Source organism: Nocardioides pantholopis (assembly GCF_003710085.1).
Taxonomy (GTDB): Bacteria; Actinomycetota; Actinomycetes; order Propionibacteriales; family Nocardioidaceae; genus Nocardioides; species Nocardioides pantholopis.
The window spans coordinates 2,204,305-2,226,064 of record NZ_CP033324.1 but is presented as its reverse complement, the minus strand read 5'-3'; the positions used below and the strand labels follow the sequence as shown (position 1 = coordinate 2,226,064).

Below are 21,760 nucleotides of genomic sequence, written 5' to 3'. Positions count from 1 at the left end.
GGGGATCCTCGGCCGGGGCTCCCGCCCCCCGATCCAGCAGCCCGTTCCAGCAGGATGGCCCCATGACGTCACACGCGCTGGAGCTGGTCCCGGACGCCGCCGGACAGGAGGCGGTACGCCGGGACTGGCAGGCGCTGCGGGATGCGGGGCTGCCCTCTCAGCTCGACCACCCGGGGGCGACGAACCTGCCGCACCTGACGGTGGTCTCCGCGCCGGAGCTTCCGGACGCCGCGCTCGACGTCGCGCGAGCCCGGCTGGGGTCGCTGCTGCCGGTGCGGGCCCGGGCGGCCGGCCTGCTGCTCCTGGGCGGGCAGCGCCTCACGCTGGCCCGGGCCGTGGACCTCGACGACGACGTGGTGCGGCGGGTCCTCGCGGTGCGCGTGCAGGTGCCCGACCGGCGCCACGTCGGCTGGCTCCCGCACGTGACCGTGGCCCGGCGGCTGGACCGGTCCGACGCCCAGCGGGCGCTGGACGTGCTGGGGCACGAGGACGTCGTGCTCGACCTCACGGTGCTGCGGCACTGGAACCCGGACCGCGGCACCGCGACCCGGGTAGCCGGGATCTGACCCGGCTGCTCAGCGCCAGCCGAGCGCGGGTGCCAGGTCGCGGAGCACCGACTCCAGGACGTGCAGGTTGTAGTCCACGCCCAGCTGGTTGGGGATCGTGAGCAGCAGCGTGTCCGCCGCCGCGACCGCCTCGTCCCGGGCGAGCTCCTCGACCAGCCGCTCCGGCTCCCCGGCGTAGCTCTTGCCGAATCGCGCGGGGCCGTCCTCGAGGATCCCGACCTGGTCCCGGCTGTCGGTCTCGCCGCCGAAGTAGCGCCGGTCCTCGTCGCTGACGACCGGGAAGATGCTGCGGCTCACCGAGACCCGGGGCTCGCGGTCGTGGCCTGCCGCCCGCCAGGCGTCCCGGAAGCGCTGGATCTGCTCGGCCTGGAGCTGGTGGAACGGCACGCCGGTGTCCTCGGTGAGCAGCGTCGAGCTCATCAGGTTCAGGCCGAGCTCGGCGGTCCACTCGGCCGTGGCGCGCGACCCGGCGCCCCACCAGAGGCGCTCGCGCAGTCCGGGGGAGTGCGGCTCGACGCGCAGCAGGCCCGGCGGGTTGGGAAACATCGGCCGCGGGTTCGGCTGAGCGAAGCCCTTGCCCTCCAGGACCTGCAGCAGCACCTCGGTGTGCTCGCGGGCCATCTGAGCTGCGTCGGATCCCTCCGCGGGGACGTGTCCGAAGTAGCGGAAGCCGTCGACCACCTGCTCCGGTGATCCCCGGCTGATGCCGAGCTGGAGCCGGCCCCCGGCGATCAGGTCGGCCGCCCCGGCGTCCTCCGCCATGTACAGCGGGTTCTCGTAGCGCATGTCGATCACGCCGGTCCCGATCTCGATCCGGCTGGTGCGCGCGCCGATGGCGGCGAGGAGCGGGAACGGGGAGGCCAGCTGGCGGGCGAAGTGGTGCACGCGGAAGTACGCCCCGTCGGCGCCCAGCTCCTCGGCGGCGACCGCGAGGTCGATGGACTGCAGCAGAGCGTCCGCGGCCGAGCGGGTCTGCGAGTGCGGCGAGGGCGTCCAGTGGCCGAAGGACAGGAAGCCGATGTTCTTCATGCCGGTGCAACCGCCACCGGTCCGCCGCTCTTCCCGGGCCGGGCCCGGCGCACCGCACGCGGTCGTCGTGGTTAGGGTCGGGGGGTGAGTTCCGACGCGATCCCCGGGGGCGGAAGCCCGGACTTCGAGCTTCGGCCCGGCGAGGAGGTGGAGCTCGCGGAGGACCCGCAGGCCCTCTCCGCCGCCCGGCGCTTCCGTGACGTGCTCGGCCGGTTCGCGTCGGGAGTCACGGTTGTGACCGCGCTCAGCGACGGGGTCCCCGTCGGGATGACCTGCCAGTCGTTCTCGAGCGTCTCGCTCGACCCGCCGCTGGTCCTGTTCGTGCCCGCGCTGACCTCGCGGGCCTGGCCCCGGATCCGGCGGGCCGGGCAGTTCTGCGTGAGCATCCTCGCCGCCGACCAGACAGCGCTCTCGCAGCGGATGGCGAGCCGGGACGCCGAGAAGTTCGCCGGAGTCGGGTGGGTCCCGTCACCGGTGTCGGGCTCGCCGGCGCTGGAGGGCGCCCTGGCGCACGTGGACTGCGCGGTCCACGCCGTACACGCGGCGGGGGACCACGACGTCGTGATCGGTCGGGTGCTGGCCCTCGACGCGGTCGACGGCGACCCGCGGCCGCTGCTGTTCTACCGCGGGACCTACCGGACCACCACGGACTGAGCCGCCAGGGACGACTCGCGGGGGTCCGTCAGATGCGGGTGCGGACCGGGTTCGCGACCATGCCCACCGGGAAGTCGGCGTCCCCGGACTCGACCTGCTCCACGCTCTCCGTCGTCTCCCCGATGTCCATGACCGCATTGTAGGAAGGTCCGGCGGGCCGTCCGGCGGCGGGGCCTCAGCGCAGGCAGAGCCAGATGCCGAGCGCTCCGGGCAGCAGGCCGAGAGCCAGCCACGGGGTGAGCGGGGACCGGCGGTGGATCATGAACCCCGAGGCGACCCCGAGCACCCCGAAGACTCCGGCGATGATGTTGAGCCCGATCTGCGAGGCCCGGTGCTCGTCGTCGAAGGAGAGCGCGAAGATCATCAGGCCGAAGGCGAGGTGCAGGATCGTGGTGACCGCCAACGCGGACATCACCCACTTCTGGACGCCCTCGAGTCCCATGCCCTCCTTGCCCGCCCGAGTAGCCCGGACCGGCGGCGGATTGTCGAGGTCCATGAGGTGCCGACTGCGGCGGGGCTGGGGGGCGGTCATGACCCCGACGGTACCGAGCCGGCCCCCCGGCCGGAGCATCCGGCCCGTGTAGGGTGCGGCCTGCGAGCGATGTCCGAGCCGGCTACGACAGAGGGTGCCTTTCGATGACCGTGACGGCCCTGCCCCCGGGCGCGCGGCTGCTACACGTCGGTCCGCCGAAGACCGGCACCACCGCGGTCCAGAAGGCGATGCACCACGGTCGCGCGACGCTGGCCGAGCACGGGGTGCTCTACCCCGGCAGGACCAGCCGACCCCGGGACGCCTCGCTCGAGCTGCTGCGGCCCGCCGAGCGGCGTGCCGGCGCCTGGGACACCCTGGTCGCCGAGGTCGCCGCCACCGGCGCCGAGCGGGTCTGCATCAGCAGCGAGTCGCTCTCGCTCCTCAACGACGCCCAGGCCGCGGAGGCGGTCGCGGGCCTCGGCGGCGACAGCGTGCACGTCGTGATCACCGCTCGCCCGGTCGACGCCCTGCTGCCCTCGGTGTGGCAGCAGCACGTCCGCAACGTCGTCGGCGCCCCGTCGTACGAGGACTGGCTGCGCTCGGTGCTGCTGGGCGCCCCGGGAGACGCCGTCCACGACCGGTTCTGGCGGCTCCACGACCTCGCCGACCAGGTGCGGCGCTGGTCCGCCGCGGCCGCCCCCGAGCGGGTCGTGGTGCTGGTGGCCCAGGAGGGCGACCGCTCGTTCCTGCTGCACACCTTCGAGGACCTGCTCGACCTGCCCCGCGGCACCCTGGTCCCCCGGGTGGACGTGTCCAACCCCTCGCTGACCCGGTTCTCCGGCGAGCTGCTGCTCGCCCTGGACCGCGAGGCCCAGGAGCGCGGCTGGTCGCCGGCGGAGTACGCCGAGAAGGTCCGCACCGACGTCGCCTACCACCTGCGCTCCCGCCCGCGGGAGCCCCAGGACCTCAAGTCGCTGCCGGCGTGGGCCGCCGAGCGTGCCGCGGAGGTCAACGCGGCCCGGGCCGACCTGCTCAGCGCCGACCCGCCGTTCCGTGTCATCGGCGACCCGGAGACGCTGCGTCCCGAGGCCCGCCCGATCGCCGTGGATCCCGGCGGCGACGGTGCGGCGGTGCGTCCGCTGCTCTCGGTGCAGCTGGCCGCCGGCGTGGCCGCGGCGGCCGTCGAGGGCGAGCGTGGTCGGCTGCGCGCCGCCGAGGACCGGATCGCCGGGCTGCAGGCCGAGCTCGCGCGGCTCCGCGAGCGCCCGCCGACGGCCGGTGCCCGGGTGCGCCGGGCCGCCGGCCGGCTGCGCGGCGCCGTACTCGACCGGAGAACCTGACCATGTCGACCGCGCACCTGCCGAGGACCCCGGCGCTGCCGGTCGGTTCCCGCCTGCTGCACGTCGGTCCTCCGAAGACCGGCACGACGGCTGTCCAGCGGTCCATGCACCAGCGTCGGGAGGCGCTGGCCGTACACCGGGTGCACTACGCGGGGTCGGGGCCCCGGCCGCGCGATGCCACCCTCGAGCTGCGCTGGAGCCCGGGATCGCGGCGGGGCGCCTGGGACGCGCTGGTCGCCGAGGTCGCGGGCAGCGACGCTGACCGGGTCTGTGTCAGCAGCGAGTCCCTCTCCCTGCTCACGCCACCGCAGGCGGTGGAGGCGGTGACGGGGCTGGGCGGCGAGGACGTGCACGTCGTGCTGACCGTGCGGCCGATCGACGCGCTGCTCCCGTCGATGTGGCAGCAGCGGGTGCGCCGCCTGGTGGGGACCAGCTCCTACGAGGACTGGCTGCGGGCCGTCCTGACCGGCACGCCGGACGACCAGGACCACGCCCAGTTCTGGCAGCTGCACGACCTGGCCGCCCAGCTCGACGCCTGGAGCGGCGCCGCCGCGCCCGAGCGCGTCGTGGCGATCGTCGCCGAGGAGGGCAACCACTCCTTCCTCCCTGACACGTTCGAGGACCTGCTCGGCCTGCCCCGCGGGCTCCTGGCCCCCACCGAGGAGACCACGAACCCGTCCCTGACCCGGAGCGCCGCCGAGCTGGTGCTGGAGCTCGACCGGTTGGCCCACGAGCAGGGCTGGGACGTCCAGCGGTACGTCGCCACGGTCCGCCGCGACGTCGTGAACTACCTGCGCTCCCCGGACCAGGGGATGCGCGAGCCGAAGGTTCTGCCGGCCTGGGCCGAGGAGCCGGTTCGCGAGCTCAACGAGGCGCGCGCCGCGTTGCTCGCGGAGACGGCCGCCCGGGTGATCGGCGACCACCGGTCGCTGGCCTCGGAGGGACGGCCGATCACCTTCGGAGAAGTTCCCGCCCGGCCGCACCTCTCCCTGCCTCTGGCGGCGGGGGTCGCCGCGACCGCGGCGCGGTCCACGGACCGCGCGCTGGCCGCGGAGGTACGGCGGGCCACCCGACGCATCGAGCGCCTCGAGGCCGAGGTGGAGGCCGCCTCCGCGAGTGCGCGCGCCCGGGGCCGCAGGCTCCGCGCGCGGGCCGGCCGGGCGGCGCGAGCCGTTCTCCGAACGGCCCGCGGCGGGCGGCGCAGCCGGGAGCAGTAGCGCCGGCGGCGGTCAGTCCCGAGCGGTGAGGATCAGCGGCCCGGCGTCGGTGATCGCGACGGTGTGCTCGGCGTGCGCGCCGCGCGACCCGTCGGCGCTGCGCAGCGTCCAGCCGTCGGCGTCCGTGACGATCTCGTCGGTGGTGTGCAGGAACCACGGCTCGATGGCGATCACGAGGCCGGCCTTCAGCTTCAGCCCGCGGCCGGCCCGGCCGTCGTTGGGGATGTGCGGGTCGCCGTGCATGGTCCGTCCCACACCGTGGCCGCCGAACTGGGTGTTGACGCTCAGCCCGGCCCCGTGCGCGACGGCGGCGATCGCCGCCGAGATGTCGCCGATCCGGTTCCCGACCCGGGCCGCGTCGATACCGGCCGCCAGCGCCCGCTCGGTGGTCGCGATCAGGGTCAGGTCCTCCTCGCGCGGGGTGCCGACCACCACGCTGAGGGCGGAGTCGGCGACCCACCCGTCGACGGAGGCGGCGAAGTCGACGCTGAGCAGGTCGCCGTCGCGCAGGACGTAGTCGTGGGGGAGACCGTGCAGGACCGCGTCGTTGACCGAGGTGCACAGCACCTTGCCGAACGGCGAGGCGCCGAAGGACGGGTGGTAGTCGATGTAGCAGGACTCCGCCCCGTGCTCGCGGATCATCTCGTGAGCCACCGCGTCGAGCTCGAGCAGGTTCATCCCGACGTCGGCGACCTCGGCGAGCCGCGTGAGTACGGCGGCGACGAAGCGTCCCGCCGGACGCATCTGCTCGATCTGGGTGGGGGTGCGCAACTCGATCACGGGACCGAGCCTACGGCCCGTGCCGGCGGGTCCTCGGCTCCGGGCCCGCGACCCGGCAGCTCGACCCACAGCGCGGCGCCGTCGGGCCCGCTGGCTGCCCCGACCGCGCCACCGTCGCGCTCGGCGAAGGTCCGCGAGAGCGACAGACCGAGCCCCGCACCCGGTAACGCGGACGGGACGCGGGTGGTGGGGCGGAAGAGCCGGTCCTGCTCCTCGAGCGACAACGGGGGACCGCTGTCGTACACGGTGACCCGGACCCGGGGCTGGGGCAGGTCGCCGACTGCTGGGGCCGCGACCAGCCGAACCGACCCGCCGCCGGGCGCCCGCGAGATCGCGTTGTCGAGCAGGTTGACCAGGATCTGGCGCAGGGCCTCCCCGGTGGTGCACACCTCCAGTGTCTCGTCGACCTCGACGTCGAGTTCGACGCCCCGCAGCCCGGCGGCCGCGCGGACCCAGTGCACGGCGTCCCCGACCGCGGCCGCGACCGAGATCCAGTCGCGGTCGGTCCGGGTCAGCTCCCTGCGGACCAGGAGGACATCGTCGACCACGGCCAGGGTGTGGTCGATGGCGCTGGCGACCGCGTCCCCGAGGTCGTCGCTCGCGCGCAGGTCGACCAGCGGCGGGCGCAGGTCGTGCTCGACGACCGAGAAGAACTGGAGCTGGCTCTCCAGGGCCTGGTCACCGCGAGCGAGCGCGTCGGTAAGCGCGTCCCGGGCCCGCTCGGTGGCGATCCGTCCGGTGATCGCGGCCCGGAGCAGCAGGCCGTCCGCGACCGCCTCGGCGGGCCACGCCGTGGGTCTGGTGCTCATCAGCGCGACGCTGCCGAGCATGGCCTCGTCCCCGATGAGGGAAAGACTGATCGTCGCTCCCAACCCGTACGCACGGGCCTCCCGCTTGTCGACGGCGGCAGCCGACGGCAGCTGCTCGACATCCTCGATCACCATGACCCCCAGTCGTCTGGCTCGCTGGGAGGTCCACGGCATGCTCAGCGCCGAGGACGCCTCCGCGAGCCGCGGTCCGGCGGCGTATCCGGTCTTCGGCCGCACCCACTCCCGGATCCAGGCCCGCTCGCCGATGCGGGACCAGCCGTGCGTCGGTTTCGGCGGCACCAGCGTGAGCACCACGACCACACCCTCGACTTGAGGGACCGTGGTCAGGAAGTGCTGGGCGGTCCGCTCGAGCGCCTCGGTCCCGGTGAGCGCGCCGGCCATCACCTCGGCGGCGAGCAGGGATGCCGCCAGGCTCGGCGCGGCCTCGGGACGGACCGGGGCCTCGGGGATGGCGAAGTAGTCGGGGTCCTCGTCGGTGCTCACTGGGTGATCGTCCTCGCCCGGGATGGTGCCCGGACCGAGCCGGGCAGGCAGCGGGTCACGCCGCCACCGCGATCATAGATCGCGGCTGGCGGTCACCACCCGCGCTCGCGCCACCCGGGGAGGTGCGGGCGCTCGGTGCCGAGCGTCGAGTCGTTGCCGTGACCGGGGTAGAACCAGGTGGCGTCGGGAAGCCGGTCGAAGATCCGCTGCTCGACGTCCCCGATGAGCTGGGCGAAGGCCTCGTCGTCCCCGAAGGTGTTGCCGACCCCGCCCGGGAACAGGGAGTCACCCGTGAACAGGTGCGGGTGCCCGTCCGAGCCCGGGTCGTGGAGCAGGGCGATCGACCCCGGGGTGTGGCCCGCGATCGCGATCACCTCCAGCGCGCCGGCGCCGAAAGGCACCTTGGCGCCGTGCCCGACGGGGCGGGTGACGCCCACGCCGGTCTGGGCGGTGATGGCCTCGGCGTCCGGGGCGCCGGCCACGACCTCGGCCCCGGTGGCGGCGACCACCTCGGCCAGCGCGCGGTGGTGGTCCCAGTGCTGGTGGGTGGTGACCACAGCGGTCAGGCCGTCCGGCCCGATCAGGGACAGCAGGGTCGCGGCGTCCGCGGCGGCGTCGATCAGCACCTGGTCGCCGGTCGCCCGGCAGCGCAGCAGGTAGCAGTTGTTCGACATCTTCTCGTCCACCGCGATCTTCGTGATCCGCAGCGCGTCCAGCTCACGGACGTCGACGGGCCCACCGGGCCGGACCTCTCCTGTGTAGCCCACCATGCTCCCCACCGCGGCAGCCTGCCGCTCTGCACGCCAGTGTGCCCGGCGGCCCCCGAGCGGTGGGCCACCGGGGACTGTCGGTGCGTCGTGAGAAGGTCGAGTGTGGGGCCGGTGGCTTGCCGCTGCCCCGTAGAATCGCGAACACCTGTTCGAAGCAGGCGACTCTCCCACATCATCCGAGGACACATCCGTGGCTGACCAGCTCATCATCCGGGGCGCGCGCGAGCACAACCTCAAAGACGTCTCCGTCGACCTGCCCCGCGACTCCCTGATCGTGTTCACCGGTCTCTCCGGCTCCGGCAAGTCCTCGCTGGCGTTCGACACGATCTTCGCGGAGGGGCAGCGCCGCTACGTCGAGTCGCTCTCGGCGTACGCCCGTCAGTTCCTGGGCCAGATGGACAAGCCCGACGTCGACTTCATCGAGGGTCTGTCCCCGGCGGTCTCGATCGACCAGAAGTCGACCTCGCGCAACCCGCGCTCGACGGTCGGCACGATCACCGAGGTCTACGACTACCTGCGGCTGCTGTACGCGCGGGCGGGCCGTCCGCACTGCCCCACCTGCGGGGCGCCGATCGAGCGGCAGACCCCCCAGCAGATCGTGGACCGCGTCCTGGCCCTCGAGGAGGGCCGGCGCTTCCAGGTGCTCGCGCCGGTGATCCGGGGGCGCAAGGGCGAGTACGTCGAGCTCTTCAAGGAGCTCCAGGCCCAGGGGTTCTCCCGCGTCCGCGTCGACGGCGAGACCCATCAGCTCGACGCCCCGCCGACCCTGGAGAAGCAGAAGAAGCACACGATCGAGGTCGTCGTCGACCGACTCGCGGTCAAGGAGTCCGCGAAGCGCCGGCTGACCGACTCGGTCGAGACCGCCCTGAAGCTCGCCAGCGGTCTGCTCGTCCTGGACTTCGTCGACCTCGACGCCGCCGACCACGGCCGCGAGATGAAGTTCAGCGAGAAGATGGCCTGTCCCAACGACCACCCGATCGAGACCGACGATCTCGAGCCCCGGTCGTTCTCGTTCAACTCGCCATTCGGTGCGTGCCCCGCCTGCCACGGCCTCGGCACCCGGATGGAGGTCGACCCGGACCTGGTGGTCCCGGACCACCGCGCGACCCTGGGCGAGGGTGCGATCCAGCCCTGGAGCGGCGCGCACGTCGCGGACTACTTCCTGCGACTCCTCGGTGCCCTCGGCGACGAGCTGGGGTTCGACCTGAACACGCCCTGGGGCGACCTGTCCGCCAAGGCCCGCAAGGCGGTCCTGGACGGGCACCCCACGAAGGTGCACGTGGTCACCCGCAACCGGTACGGCCGGCAGCGGGCGTACTACGCCGAGTTCGAGGGCGTACGCCCCTACGTCGAGCGCCGGCACCGCGAGGCCGAGTCCGACACGAGCCGGGACCGCTACGAGGGGTTCATGCGCGAGGTCCCCTGCCCGGTGTGCCGCGGCAGCCGCCTCAAGCCGGTCTCGATGGCGGTCACCCTCGGTGGCAAGAACATCGCGGAGGTGTGCGCGCTCTCCCTGGAGGACGCCGCGGCGTTCCTGAGCGACCTGGAGCTCTCCACCCGGGAGCGGCAGATCGCCGAGGTGGTCCTGCGCGAGATCGAGCAGCGCCTGCAGTTCCTCCTCGACGTCGGCCTCGAGTACCTCTCGCTGGACCGCGCCTCGGGCTCGCTCTCCGGCGGCGAGGCCCAGCGGATCCGGCTCGCGACCCAGATCGGCGCCGGGCTGGTCGGCGTCCTCTACGTGCTCGACGAGCCGTCGATCGGCCTGCACCAGCGCGACAACCAGAAGCTCATCGAGACGCTGGTGCGGCTGCGCGACCTCGGCAACACGCTGATCGTCGTCGAGCACGACGAGGACACCATCCGGGTCGCCGACTGGGCAGTGGACGTCGGTCCCGGGGCGGGGGAGCACGGCGGCCAGATCGTGCACAGCGGCAGCGTCGCCGGCCTGCTGGAGCACCCCGACTCGATCACCGGGCAGTACCTCTCCGGCCGGCGGGAGATCGCCGTACCCGAGGTGCGCCGCCCGCGCACGACCGGGCGTGAGCTCACGGTCGTCGGCGCCCGGGAGAACAACCTGCGCGGCATCGACGTCACCTTCCCGCTCGGCCTGTTCGTCGCCGTCACGGGCGTGTCCGGCTCGGGCAAGTCGACGCTGGTCAACGACATCCTCTACACGTCGCTGGCCAAGCAGCTCTACAACGCCCGCGCCATCCCCGGCCGGCACACCCGGATCACCGGGCTCGAGCACGTCGACAAGGTCATCCACGTCGACCAGTCGCCGATCGGCCGGACCCCGCGCTCCAACCCCGCCACCTACACCGGGGTCTTCGACCGGGTCCGCAAGCTGTTCGCCGACACCCCGGAGGCGAAGATGCGCGGCTACCTCCAGGGGCGCTTCTCGTTCAACGTCAAGGGCGGTCGCTGCGAGGCGTGCCAGGGCGACGGCACTATCAAGATCGAGATGAACTTCCTGCCGGACGTCTACGTCCCCTGCGAGGTGTGCCACGGCGCGCGCTACAACCGGGAGACGCTCGAGGTCCACTACAAGGGCAAGACCATCGCCGAGGTCCTCGACATGCCCATCGAGGAGGCCGTGGACTTCTTCGCGGCCGTCCCCGTCATCTCGCGCTACCTCAAGACCCTGGTCGAGGTCGGGCTCGGCTACGTGCGTCTCGGTCAGCCGGCCACCACGCTGTCCGGCGGCGAGGCGCAGCGGGTGAAGCTCGCCACGGAGCTGCAGCGGCGCTCGACCGGCCGCACCCTCTACGTCCTCGACGAGCCGACCACCGGACTGCACTTCGAGGACATCCGCAAGCTGCTCGGCGTCCTCAACCGCCTCGTCGACGCGGGCAACACCGTGCTGGTCATCGAGCACAACCTCGATGTGGTCAAGACCGCCGACTGGCTCATCGACATGGGTCCCGAGGGTGGCTCGGGTGGCGGCACGGTCGTCGCCCAGGGCACCCCGGAGCAGGTCGTCGCGGTCCCGGAGAGCTATACCGGCAAGTTCCTGGCGCCGCTGCTGGAGGGTCGTGAGGCGCGCCAGCCCACGCGCAAGCTCCCGGCGTCGTCCGCTCCGGAGCCCCGCGGCCGGACCGCAGCGTCGGCATCGAAGCGCGGCGAGCGGCTGCAACGGACCAACGCGGGCGAGGGCCGCTAGTAGTGTCGGTTTCAACGAGTTTCCGCCCGCGGAGAGGAACCGGCCGATGACCGACAGCCACGAGACCCCCTGCCGACCCTGCATCAGCCGTCGACACGCCCTCACCGGCGCGGCGACGGTCGGCCTCGGAGTGCCGTTCCTCGCCGCGTGCGGCGGGGACGACACGAGCACCGCCACCAACGGCGGGGGCGGCGGCTCCGCCGGCGCCGGAGGGGGTACGACGAGCTCGGGTGCGCCGCAGCCGGGAGCCGGCGGGCTCACCTCGGCGGCGGACATCCCGGTCGGCGGCGGCCGGGTCTTCCCCGACGAGAACGTCGTGATCGTCCAGCCGAGCGCCGGCGAGTTCCGGGGCTGGTCGGCCATGTGCACCCACCAGGGCTGCGCGGTCTCGGACGTCGAGGACGGCGACATCGTGTGCCGCTGCCACAACAGCACGTTCTCGATCGAGGACGGCGAGCCGACCGGCGGGCCGGCGGAGAAGGCGCTCGACGAGGTGGCGCTGACCGTGTCGGGCGACTCGATCAGCCTGGCCTGACCACCCGTCCCGGTCCCGCTGTCGGGGCCGGACCGTAGGGTTGCCACGTGCCTCCAGCTCGACCGTCCCGCTCCTCGCGAGGCCCGTTGTCCTACCGCCCCGAGCCGGGGTCGATCCCGACCCAGCCGGGGGTCTACCGGTTCCGCGACGCCAAGCGGCGGGTGATCTACGTCGGCAAGGCGAAGAACCTCCGCGCCCGCCTGTCGTCGTACTTCCAGGACATCGGGAACCTGCACCAGCGCACCGCCACGATGGTGACGACCGCGGCGAGCGTCGAGTGGACGGTCGTCAACACCGAGGTCGAGGCGCTCCAGCTGGAGTACTCCTGGATCAAGGAGTTCGACCCACGCTTCAACGTCAAGTACCGCGACGACAAGTCCTACCCCTGGCTGGCGGTGACCGTCGGCGAGGAGTTCCCCCGGGTGATGGTGGGCCGCGGTGCGAAGAAGAAGGGCACCCGCTACTTCGGTCCCTACAGCCACGCCTGGGCGATCCGGGAGACCGTCGACGTGCTGCTGCGGGTCTTCCCGATGCGCTCGTGCAGCAACGGCGTCTTCAAGCGCTCCGCCCAGATCGGCCGGCCCTGCCTGCTCGGTTACATCGACAAGTGCTCCGCGCCGTGCGTGGGGAACGTGACGCCCGAGGAGCACCGGGCGATCGTCGACGACTTCTGCGACTTCATGGGTGGCCGCACCCGGCCGTTCATGCGGCGCATCGAGCAGGAGATGTACGCCGCCTCCGAGGCGCTCGACTTCGAGAAGGCGGCGCGGCTGCGCGACGACCTGGGCGCGATGGAGCGGGCGCTGGAGAAGCAGGCCGTCGTGCTCGGGGACGGCGCCGACGCGGACGTCATCGCGCTCGCGGAAGACCCCCTCGAGGTGGCGGTCCAGATCTTCTACGTCCGCGGCGGCCGGATCCGCGGTCAGCGCGGCTGGGTCGCGGACCGCGTCGACGAGGGCGGCACCGACAAGCTGATCGAGGACTTCCTGCTCCAGCTCTACGCCGGGGACGCCGACACGATCCCCCGGGAGATCCTGGTGCCGGCGCTGCCGCCGGACGTCGAGACGTTCGAGCAGCTGCTCAGCGACCTGCGGGGGAGCCGGGTCGCGATCCGGGTCCCGCAGCGCGGGGACAAGAAGACCCTCCAGGAGACCGTGGCCCGCAACGCCGGCCAGGCGCTGGTGCTGCACAAGACCAAGCGCGCCAGCGACCTGACCACCCGCAACCGGGCGCTGGAGGAGATCCAGGAGGCGCTCGACCTGGGCGAGGTGCCGCTGCGCATCGAGTGCTACGACATCTCCAACCTCCAGGGCACCGAGGTCGTGGCGTCGATGGTCGTCTTCGAGGACGGGCTGGCCCGCAAGAGCGAGTACCGCCGCTTCGTGATCCGCGACGTCGACGGGCAGAACGACGTCGCGTCGATGCACGAGGTGATCACCCGCCGCTTCCGCCGGCTGCTCGACGAGCAGGCGCGCTCCGCCGAGGTCGAGGGCGACAACGGCCCGATGCTCGTCGACCCCGAGACCGGCAGGCCACGCAAGTTCGCCTACGCCCCCGGGCTGGTCGTCGTGGACGGCGGGCCCCCCCAGGTCGCGGCGGCCCAGCGGGCGCTCGACGAGCTCGGCATCGATGACGTGCCCGTGTGCGGGCTGGCGAAGCGCCTCGAGGAGGTCTGGCTGCCCGGCCAGGAGGACCCGGTCATCCTGGCCCGTTCGTCGGAGGGGCTCTACCTGCTGCAGCGGCTGCGCGACGAGGCCCACCGGTTCGCGATCAACCACCACCGCTCGCGCCGGTCGAAGTCGATGGTCGAGAGCGTCCTGGACGACGTCCCGGGCCTCGGCGAGGTGCGCCGCAAGACCCTGCTCAAGCACTTCGGCTCGCTGCGCAAGCTGCGGGCCGCGACGGTCGAGGAGCTCGCCGAGGTCCCGGGGATCGGCGTCCACACCGCCAACGCGATCAAGGCCGCGGTCACCGACGGCGGCGTTGCGGCGGGCGGACCGGACATGATGTCGGTCAACACCGCGACCGGCGAGATCATCGACACCGGCTCGCCGGACCTCGACAGCAAGGAGCACTAGTGGGTCAGGAACACGTGGGCGAGCTCGTCGTCGTCACCGGCATGACCGGGGCGGGGCGGAGCACGGTGGCCAAGGAGCTGGAGGACCTCGGCTACTACGTCGTCGACAACCTCCCACCGGCCCTGCTGCGCGACGTGGTGCGCCTCGTCGACGAGAGCCGCGGGACCAGCCAACCGGTCGGCGTCGTCGTGGACGTCCGCTCCGGGTCGTTCTTCGAGTCCCTCGAGGCCAACCTGGCCCAGGGCACCACCGGCCGGAGCACGACGTTGGTCTTCCTCGATGCCAGCGACGAGGTGCTGGTGCGCCGCCAGGAGGCGGTACGCCGCCCGCACCCCCTCCAGGGCTCGGGCCGGCTCCTGGACGGCCTGGAGCGCGAGCGCAAGGTCCTCGCCGACCTGCGCAGCAACGCCGACCTGGTCATCGACACCAGCGCCCTCAACGTGCACCAGCTCACCGACCGGATCGCCGAGGCGTTCGGCACCCCCGACACCACGGGGTTGCGGGTCTCGGTCATCAGCTTCGGCTTCAAGTACGGCATCCCCGTGGACGCCGACTTCGTGGCCGACATGCGCTTCCTGCCGAACCCGCACTGGGTGCCGGAGCTGCGGCCCAGCACCGGGCGCGACCCCAAGGTCGCCGAGTACGTCCACAGCCGACCGGGGGCGGCGGAGTTCATCGACGCCTACGTGCCGGTGCTCGCCGGGGTGGCCGGCGGCTACCTGCGCGAGGGCAAGCGGTTCATGCGGGTCGCGATCGGCTGCACCGGCGGCAAGCACCGCAGCGTCGCGATGACCGAGGAGATCACCGGCCGCCTGGTCGAGCTCGGCTTCGAGGCCCGGTCCTTCCACCGCGACCTGGGGCGCGAGTAGATGTCCCAGCGTGCCCAGTCCGTCGTCGCGTTCGGCGGTGGCCACGGCCTCCACGCCTCGCTGCAGGCCCTGCGCCGGCTCGTGGACGACCTCACCATCGACGAGCTCACCGCGGTGGTCACGGTCGCCGACAACGGCGGCTCGTCGGGGCGGCTGCGGGGCGAGTTCGGGGTGCTGCCGCCCGGCGATCTGCGGATGGCGCTGGCCGCGCTGTGCGGGGACGACGAGTGGGGCACGACCTGGGCGGAGGTCCTCCAGCACCGCTTCGCCGGGGACGGCGACATGCGCGGCCACGTGGTCGGCAACCTGCTCATCGTCGGGCTCTGGGAGCTCCTCGGTGACCCCGTCGACGCGCTGGACCGGGTCGGCCGCCTGCTCGGGGCGAAGGGACGGGTGCTGCCGATGGCCCTCACCCCCATGGACATCACCGCGGAGGTGCGGGGCCTGGTGCCCGAGGCACCCGACGCCCTGGTCGCGGTCCGGGGCCAGGTGGAGGTGGCGACCACCGAGGGTGTGATCAGCTCCATCGCGCTCGACCCGCCGGACCCGCAGGCCTGCCCCGAGGCCGTCCGCGCCGTCGAGGAGGCCGACTGGGCGGTGCTCGGTCCGGGCTCGTGGTTCACCTCGGTGATCCCGCACCTGATGGTCCCGGCGATGCGCGCGGCGCTGGTCGGCACCGACGCCCGGGTGATCGTCGTGCTGAACCTCGGCGAGCAGCTGGGGGAGACCGGCGGGTTCGGCCCCGCCGACCATCTCGCCGTGCTGGCCGAGCACGCCCCGCAGCTCAAGGTGCACGCGGTCCTCGCGGACCGGCAGAGCGTGGGCGACGACCTGGCCGACCTCCAGCACGTCGTGGCGGCGTCCGGGGCCGAGCTGGTCCTCGACGACATCGCCGAGGACGGCGGTGCCCCCCGCCACGATCCCGCCCGCCTCGCCGCGGCGTACGCCCGGATCATCGACCCGCAGTGACGGCCGGGCCGGGCCCCGAGCTCGGCCCGGGACTCGTCGGCGGACGCCCACCTCCTGCCCCGGGTGATTGACTTGCGTGCGAGGATTCCCCCCATGGCGATGACGGCACAGGTGAAGTCGGAGCTGTCGAACACCCAGATCACCAAGACCTGCTGCCGCAAGGCCGAGGTGGCCTCCACGGTCCGGTTCGCCGGCGGTCTGCACATCGTGAACGGCCGTATCGTCGTCGAGGCGGAGCTGGACACGGGCGCCGCCGCGCGGCGGCTTCGCAAGGACATCCTCGAGGTCTACGGGCACCAGTCCGACGTGGTCATGGTCCAGGGCAACGGCATCCGCAAGGGCAGCCGCTACCTGGTCCGCGTCGACAAGGACGGCGAGTCGCTGGCCCGCCAGACCGGACTGCTCGACCAGCGCGGGCGCCCGGTGCGGGGCCTGCCCCCGGCCGTGGTCTCCGGCGGCGGCTGCGACGCCGTGGCCGCCTGGCGCGGCGCGTTCCTGGCCCACGGCTCGCTCACCGAGCCGGGCCGCTCGTCCTCCCTCGAGGTCACCTGTCCGGGGCCGGAGGCGGCCCTGGCGCTCGTCGGCGTGGCCCGGCGGCTGGGGATCCAGGCCAAGGCCCGCGAGGTCCGAGGTGTGGACCGGGTCGTGATCCGCGACGGCGACGCCATCGGCCAGCTGCTCACCCGCCTCGGCGCCCACGAGGCGCTGATGGCCTGGGAGGAGCGCCGGATGCGCCGTGAGGTGCGGGCGACAGCCAACCGGCTGGCCAACTTCGACGACGCCAACCTGCGCCGCTCGGCCCGCGCGGCGGTCGCCGCCGGCGCCCGGGTCGAGCGCGCGATGGAGATCCTCGGCGCCGACGTCCCCGACCACCTGAAGCTCGCCGGCGAGCTGCGCCTGGAGCACAAGCAGGCCTCGCTGGAGGAGCTCGGGCAGCTCCACGAGCCGGTCCTCACCAAGGACGCGATCGCGGGCCGGATCCGCCGGCTGCTGGCGATGGCGGACAAGCGCGCGGAGGAGCTGGGCATCCCCGACACCGAGGCGTCGCTCAGCCCGGAGATGCTCGCCGACGAGGGCTGAGCACCCCTGCGGGACCGACGGCCCGACCGGCTAGGCTCGGGGGAACCGCGGTGCGGAGCCCTCGCCCGCGGTGTGCAGTCCACCTGACCCCGCGTCCCGAGGAGCATTCGCAGTGACCGTTCGTGTAGGCATCAACGGGTTCGGCCGGATCGGCCGCAACTTCTTCCGCGCCGTGCGTGCGTCCGGCCTCGACATCGAGATCGTGGGCGTCAACGACCTCACCGACAACGCCTCGCTCGCCCACCTCCTGAAGTTCGACTCGATCCTGGGTCGTCTCGACGCCGAGGTGTCCTCGACCGAGGACGCGATCGTGGTCGACGGCAAGGAGATCAAGGCCTTCGCCGAGCGCAACCCGGCGGACCTGAAGTGGGGCGAGCTCGGGGTCGACGTCGTCGTCGAGTCCACCGGCTTCTTCACCGACGCCACGAAGGCCCGCGCGCACCTCGACGCCGGCGCGAAGAAGGTCATCATCTCGGCTCCGGCCAAGAACGAGGACATCACGGTCGTCATGGGTGTGAACCACACCAACTACGACCCGGCCAACCACCACATCATCTCGAACGCCTCGTGCACCACGAACTGCCTCGGCCCGATGGCCAAGGCGCTCAACGACGGTCTCGGCATCGTCAAGGGCCTGATGACCACCGTGCACGCCTACACCGCGGACCAGAACCTCCAGGACAATATCCACAAGGACCCGCGCCGCGCCCGCGCCGCCGCCCTCAACGTCGTCCCGACCTCGACCGGCGCCGCGAAGGCGATCGGCCTGGTCATGCCCGAGCTCAAGGGCAAGCTCGACGGCTACGCGCTGCGCGTCCCGGTCCCGACCGGCTCCGCCACCGACCTCACCTTCGAGGCCGGCCGCGAGACCACCGTCGAGGAGGTCAACGAGATCGTGAAGGCGGCCGCCGACGGCCGGTTCCTGCGCTACTCGACCGACCCGATCGTCTCCTCCGACATCGTCACCGACCCGGCGTCCTGCATCTTCGACGCGCCGCTGACCAAGGTCATCGGCAACCAGGTCAAGGTCGTCGGCTGGTACGACAACGAGTGGGGCTACTCCAACCGCCTCGCCGACCTGATCGACTACATCGGCAAGTCGCTCTGACCGTGGGGGACTACTCCTCGCTGGGTGACGTCGCCGGGAAGCGGGTGCTGGTCCGCTCGGACCTGAACGTGCCGCTCGACGGCACGCCGCCCGCCATGCGGATCACCGACGACGGCCGGATCCGGGCCAGCGTCCCGACCATCCGTGCGCTGGCCGAGGCCGGCGCCCGGGTGGTCGTGGTCGCCCACCTCGGCCGGCCCAAGGGTGCCCCCGACGAGCGCTACTCGCTGCGCCCGGTCGCGGCTCGCCTCGGCGAGCTCCTCGGGCAGGACGTCGCCTTCGCGTCGGACACCGTCGGGGAGTCTGCGCAGTCCGTGGTCGCCGGCCTGGCCGACGGCCAGGTCGCGGTGCTGGAGAACGTCCGGTTCAACCCGGGCGAGACCAGCAAGGACGATCGCGAGCGGGCGGCGTTCGCCGACCAGCTGGCCTCGCTCGCGGACGCGTTCGTCTCCGACGGGTTCGGGGTGGTGCACCGCAAGCAGGCCAGCGTGTACGACGTCGCGCAGCGGCTCCCGCACGCCATGGGTGCCCTCGTGGCCACCGAGGTCGACGTCCTGCGTCGGCTGACCGAGGACCCGGCGCGACCCTACGTCGTGGTGCTGGGCGGCTCGAAGGTCTCCGACAAGCTCGGGGTCATCGACAACCTGCTCGGCAAGGCCGACCGGCTCCTCATCGGTGGCGGCATGGTCTTCACGTTCCTGGCGGCTCAGGGGCACGAGGTCGGCAAGAGCCTGCTCGAGCAGGACCAGCTCGACATCTGCCGCTCCTACCTGGCGCGAGCGGCCAGCACCGGGGTCGAGATCCTGCTTCCGACCGACATCGTGGTCGACACGACGTTCCCCTCCGGTGAGGCCACCCCGCACCCGCGGGTGGTGCCCGCCACGCAGATCCCCGCCGACAGCCTGGGCCTGGACATCGGGCCCGAGTCCGCGGCGGCGTTCGCGGCCGCGCTGGCGGATGCGAGGACCGTCTTCTGGAACGGCCCGATGGGCGTGTTCGAGGTCGACGCGTTCGCCGACGGCACCCGCGCGGTGGCCGAGGCGCTGACCAAGGTCGACGGGCTCTCGGTCGTGGGCGGAGGGGACTCCGCCGCGGCGGTGCGCACCCTCGGCTTCGACGAGGCCGCGTTCGGCCACATCTCCACCGGCGGCGGCGCCAGCCTCGAGTACCTCGAGGGCAAGCAGCTGCCCGGCATCCAGGTCCTGGAGGACTGACACACATGGCGAAGGCTGCGGCCCGCGTCCCGCTGATGGCGGGCAACTGGAAGATGAACCTCAACCACCAGGAAGCGGTGGTGCTCGTCCAGAAGCTCGCCTGGACCCTGGCGGACAAGCGTCACGACTACGGCAAGGTCGAGGTGGTCGTCGTACCCCCGTTCACCGACCTGCGCTCGGTCCAGACGCTCGTCGACGGGGACCGGCTGTCGGTGAAGTACGGCGCCCAGGACGTCTCGGCCCACGACTCCGGGGCATACACCGGCGAGATCTCCGCCGGAATGCTGGCCAAGCTCGGCTGCTCCTACGTGGTGGTCGGCCACTCCGAGCGCCGCGAGCACCACGGCGAGTCGGACGCGCTCGTCAGCGCGAAGGCCGGCAAGGGCGCTCGCGGCGGGGATGACCCCGATCGTGTGCGTCGGCGAGGGCCTCGAGGTGCGTCAGGCGGGCCGAGCACGTCGGGTACACCGTCGCGCAGGTCGACGGCTCGCTGGCGGGCTTCACCGCCGAGCAGGTCGCGGGGCTCGTGGTCGCCTACGAGCCGGTCTGGGCCATCGGGACCGGCGAGGTGGCCAGCCCCGAGGACGCGCAGGAGGTGTGCGCGGCGATCCGGGCCCGGATCCGGGGAGGTCCACGGCGACGGCCGCGGCCGACGGCGTCCGGGTGCTGTACGGCGGTTCGGTCAAGGCCGCGAACGTCGGCGCGATCATGGTCAAGGACGACGTGGACGGGTGTCTGGTCGGCGGCGCGAGCCTCCAGGCGGACGAGTTCGGCGGAATCTGTCGCTTCTACGACATGCCGGTCCTGTGACCGAGCCGTCGGTGCCGTAGGATTTCGCCTCGTGACTACCGTCTTCACGATCCTGCTTGTGATCACGAGCGCCCTGATGATCCTCATGGTGCTGCTCCACAAGGGACGCGGCGGGGGCCTCTCCGACATGTTCGGAGGCGGCGTCTCCAGCTCCCTCGGTGGCTCGTCGGTCGCCGAGCGCAACCTGGACCGGATCACCGTCGGCGTCGGCGTGATCTGGTTTCGCCTGTGTGATCGCGCTGGGCCTGCTGCTCGCGTACCCGAACTGACCCCACCGAGATCACGCAGAGAGGACGCATTTCGTGGCTGGAGCTGGAAACGCGATTCGAGGGAGCCGGGTCGGTGCTGGCCCGATGGGCGAGGCCGAGCGCGGCGACGCCGCCCCGCGCCAGGCGGTGACCTACTTCTGCGCCAACGAGCACCGCTCGGTGATCACGTTCTCGATCGAGGCCGTGGCGCCGGAGTCCTGGGACTGCCCCAAGTGCGGCCTGCCCGGGAGCCTGGACTCCGAGAACCCGCCCCCGGCGCCGAAGAACGAGCCGTACAAGACCCATCTGGCCTACGTGAAGGAACGGCGCTCCGACAAGGAGGCCGCCGACATCCTCGACGAGGCCCTCACGCTCCTGCGCTCCCGCCGGAAGTCCGGCGACCTGATCTTCTGACGCCGACCCGGCAGCTCTGGTCGCGAGGTTTCCGCCGACCCGGCAGTTCTGGTCGCGAGGTTGCCGCCGACCCGGCAGAGATGGTCCTGTGGACAACGGTCCGGTACCCCTCGGGGTACCGGACCGTTGTCGTATGACGGCCTGGCTCAGCTCCGACCTCGCGCTCCTCGACGCCCGGTGCCCCCTGCCCCTCGCGCTGCCGTTCACCGCCGCCCAGGCCGAGGCGCTCGGAGTCAGCCGCCGCCGGCTGCGGACCCTGCTCGCCCGCGGGCTCGTGCGCCGCGTCCTGCAGGGTGTGTACGCCGTGGCGCAGGCGCCCGACGACATCGCGTTCCGCGCGCAGGCGCTGCACCTGGTCGTCTCCCCGAGCGCGGTCGTGACCGACCGGACCGCCGCTTGGCTGCACGGGGTCATGCTGCTGCCTCGCTCCGAGGCGAGCCGACGGGCACCCATCTCGGCGTACCAGCGCCCCGGGACGCGGGCGCGCCGCGACGGCGTACTCAGCGGGGAGCGGACGCTGCGCGCCGATGACGTGGTCGACGTGCACGGACTGCGGGTGACGTCGCCGCTGCGGACCGCGCTGGACCTGGGGCGCATGCTGTGGCGCCCCGACGCGCTCGCCGCGCTCGACCAGTTCCTGGCGCTGGGCGTGAGCCGGGGCGAGCTGCTGGCGGGAGTCGGCCGCTTCCGCGGCTACCGGGGCGTGGTGCAGCTGCGCGGCCTGATCGGCCTCGCTGACCCGCGGGCGGAGTCCGTCGCGGAGTCGGTGCTGCGCCTGCACTGGTACGACGCGGGGCTGCCGGCGCCGGAGCTGCAGTGGTGGGTGGCGGACTCCGACGGGGTGGCGGTCTACCGGCTGGACCTGGCCCTGCCGGAGCTGCGCTACGCGGCCGAGTACGACGGCGAGGCCTTCCACGGCCCGGACCGCACGGCGTACGACGCGGCGCGGCGGGGCTGGCTGGCAGACCGGGGCTGGGTGGTCGACGTCTTCGCCAAGGCCGACGTGTTCGTGCCCCGAGCCGATCCCGGGCGTCGGTTGCAGGACGGCGTGCTCCGGGCGCGACGCGCGTTGGCGCGCCCCACGGCGTACCCGACGCGCGACCAGACCTGACGGGTCGGTGCCACGACCGCGAC

The 21,760-nt window shown here is 72.8% G+C and carries 19 protein-coding genes and 2 pseudogenes; 16 read left to right on the top strand and 5 right to left on the bottom strand.

Annotated features, from left to right (window positions below):
- Positions 1-62 precede the first annotated feature (62 nt).
- The gene (locus tag EBO35_RS10665; protein WP_122817691.1) at positions 63-566 is read left to right on the top strand and encodes a hypothetical protein; all 504 of its coding nucleotides are present in this window, start codon (positions 63-65) and stop codon (positions 564-566) included.
- A gap of 9 nt (positions 567-575) precedes the next feature.
- Here EBO35_RS10665 and EBO35_RS10660 read toward each other — a convergent pair whose 3' ends face one another.
- On the bottom strand, positions 576-1,595 hold the full coding sequence (locus EBO35_RS10660) for an LLM class flavin-dependent oxidoreductase (protein ID WP_122817690.1): 1,020 nt from the start codon (positions 1,593-1,595) through the stop codon (positions 576-578).
- A gap of 84 nt (positions 1,596-1,679) precedes the next feature.
- On the opposite strand from EBO35_RS10660, the gene EBO35_RS10655 reads away from it, so the two are divergent.
- A complete protein-coding gene (locus EBO35_RS10655) occupies positions 1,680-2,249 on the top strand; it encodes a flavin reductase family protein (RefSeq protein WP_122817689.1) in 570 nt (189 codons plus the stop codon).
- 175 nt (positions 2,250-2,424) lie between these two features.
- On the opposite strand, the gene EBO35_RS10650 is transcribed toward EBO35_RS10655, so the two are convergent.
- On the bottom strand, positions 2,425-2,781 hold the full coding sequence (locus tag EBO35_RS10650) for a DUF2537 domain-containing protein (protein WP_122819636.1): 357 nt from the start codon (positions 2,779-2,781) through the stop codon (positions 2,425-2,427).
- A gap of 104 nt (positions 2,782-2,885) precedes the next feature.
- Here EBO35_RS10650 and EBO35_RS10645 point away from each other — a divergent pair, with 104 nt between their 5' ends.
- The gene (locus tag EBO35_RS10645) at positions 2,886-4,061 is read left to right on the top strand and encodes a hypothetical protein (RefSeq protein ID WP_122817688.1); all 1,176 of its coding nucleotides are present in this window, start codon (positions 2,886-2,888) and stop codon (positions 4,059-4,061) included.
- A gap of 2 nt (positions 4,062-4,063) precedes the next feature.
- A complete protein-coding gene (locus tag EBO35_RS10640; RefSeq protein ID WP_122817687.1) occupies positions 4,064-5,278 on the top strand; it encodes a hypothetical protein in 1,215 nt (404 codons plus the stop codon).
- A gap of 12 nt (positions 5,279-5,290) precedes the next feature.
- Here EBO35_RS10640 and map read toward each other — a convergent pair whose 3' ends face one another.
- The 3 genes from map to EBO35_RS10625 all read right to left on the bottom strand — a co-directional run bounded on the left by map (position 5,291) and on the right by EBO35_RS10625 (position 8,141).
- The gene (gene map / locus EBO35_RS10635; RefSeq protein WP_122817686.1) at positions 5,291-6,058 is read right to left on the bottom strand and encodes a type I methionyl aminopeptidase; all 768 of its coding nucleotides are present in this window, start codon (positions 6,056-6,058) and stop codon (positions 5,291-5,293) included.
- Positions 6,055-7,371 (bottom strand): sensor histidine kinase, encoded by a 1,317-nt coding sequence (locus tag EBO35_RS10630; protein ID WP_122817685.1) that lies wholly within the window; start codon positions 7,369-7,371, stop codon positions 6,055-6,057. Before EBO35_RS10630 ends, map begins: the two co-directional genes overlap by 4 nt.
- 92 nt (positions 7,372-7,463) lie before the next feature.
- Positions 7,464-8,141, bottom strand: a complete 678-nt coding sequence (locus EBO35_RS10625) for an MBL fold metallo-hydrolase (protein WP_206422799.1) — start codon at positions 8,139-8,141, stop codon at positions 7,464-7,466.
- A gap of 190 nt (positions 8,142-8,331) precedes the next feature.
- On the opposite strand from EBO35_RS10625, the gene uvrA reads away from it, so the two are divergent.
- From uvrA to EBO35_RS10565, 12 genes and pseudogenes are all read left to right on the top strand, one after another.
- Positions 8,332-11,301, top strand: a complete 2,970-nt coding sequence (uvrA, locus tag EBO35_RS10620; RefSeq protein ID WP_122817684.1) for an excinuclease ABC subunit UvrA — start codon at positions 8,332-8,334, stop codon at positions 11,299-11,301.
- 46 nt (positions 11,302-11,347) lie between these two features.
- Entirely contained in the window at positions 11,348-11,836 is a 489-nt protein-coding gene (locus EBO35_RS10615; RefSeq protein WP_122817683.1) for a Rieske (2Fe-2S) protein, read from the top strand.
- 47 nt (positions 11,837-11,883) lie between these two features.
- The gene (uvrC, locus tag EBO35_RS10610) at positions 11,884-13,914 is read left to right on the top strand and encodes an excinuclease ABC subunit UvrC (protein ID WP_122817682.1); all 2,031 of its coding nucleotides are present in this window, start codon (positions 11,884-11,886) and stop codon (positions 13,912-13,914) included.
- Positions 13,914-14,783, top strand: a complete 870-nt coding sequence (rapZ, locus tag EBO35_RS10605) for an RNase adapter RapZ (RefSeq protein ID WP_396954325.1) — start codon at positions 13,914-13,916, stop codon at positions 14,781-14,783. Before uvrC ends, rapZ begins: the two co-directional genes overlap by 1 nt.
- A complete protein-coding gene (locus tag EBO35_RS10600) occupies positions 14,784-15,752 on the top strand; it encodes a gluconeogenesis factor YvcK family protein (protein WP_122817681.1) in 969 nt (322 codons plus the stop codon).
- Positions 15,753-15,845: 93 nt separating this feature from the next.
- Positions 15,846-16,832 carry a DNA-binding protein WhiA gene (whiA, locus tag EBO35_RS10595; RefSeq protein ID WP_122817680.1) on the top strand — a complete coding sequence of 329 codons (987 nt, stop codon included), beginning with the start codon at positions 15,846-15,848 and terminating at the stop codon, positions 16,830-16,832.
- 112 nt (positions 16,833-16,944) lie between these two features.
- The gene (gene gap, locus EBO35_RS10590; protein WP_122817679.1) at positions 16,945-17,940 is read left to right on the top strand and encodes a type I glyceraldehyde-3-phosphate dehydrogenase; all 996 of its coding nucleotides are present in this window, start codon (positions 16,945-16,947) and stop codon (positions 17,938-17,940) included.
- A gap of 2 nt (positions 17,941-17,942) precedes the next feature.
- Positions 17,943-19,154: a phosphoglycerate kinase gene (locus EBO35_RS10585; protein WP_122817678.1), complete on the top strand. Its 1,212-nt coding sequence runs from the start codon at positions 17,943-17,945 to the stop codon at positions 19,152-19,154.
- 35 nt (positions 19,155-19,189) lie between these two features.
- Positions 19,190-19,964: pseudogene (gene tpiA, locus EBO35_RS10580) on the top strand (triose-phosphate isomerase).
- A gap of 76 nt (positions 19,965-20,040) precedes the next feature.
- Positions 20,041-20,233, top strand: a pseudogene (secG, locus tag EBO35_RS10575) (preprotein translocase subunit SecG).
- Positions 20,234-20,266: 33 nt separating this feature from the next.
- Positions 20,267-20,626: an RNA polymerase-binding protein RbpA gene (locus EBO35_RS10570; RefSeq protein ID WP_122817677.1), complete on the top strand. Its 360-nt coding sequence runs from the start codon at positions 20,267-20,269 to the stop codon at positions 20,624-20,626.
- A 133-nt stretch (positions 20,627-20,759) separates the two neighbouring features.
- The gene (locus tag EBO35_RS10565) at positions 20,760-21,737 is read left to right on the top strand and encodes a type IV toxin-antitoxin system AbiEi family antitoxin domain-containing protein (protein ID WP_122817676.1); all 978 of its coding nucleotides are present in this window, start codon (positions 20,760-20,762) and stop codon (positions 21,735-21,737) included.
- Positions 21,738-21,760 lie beyond the last annotated feature (23 nt).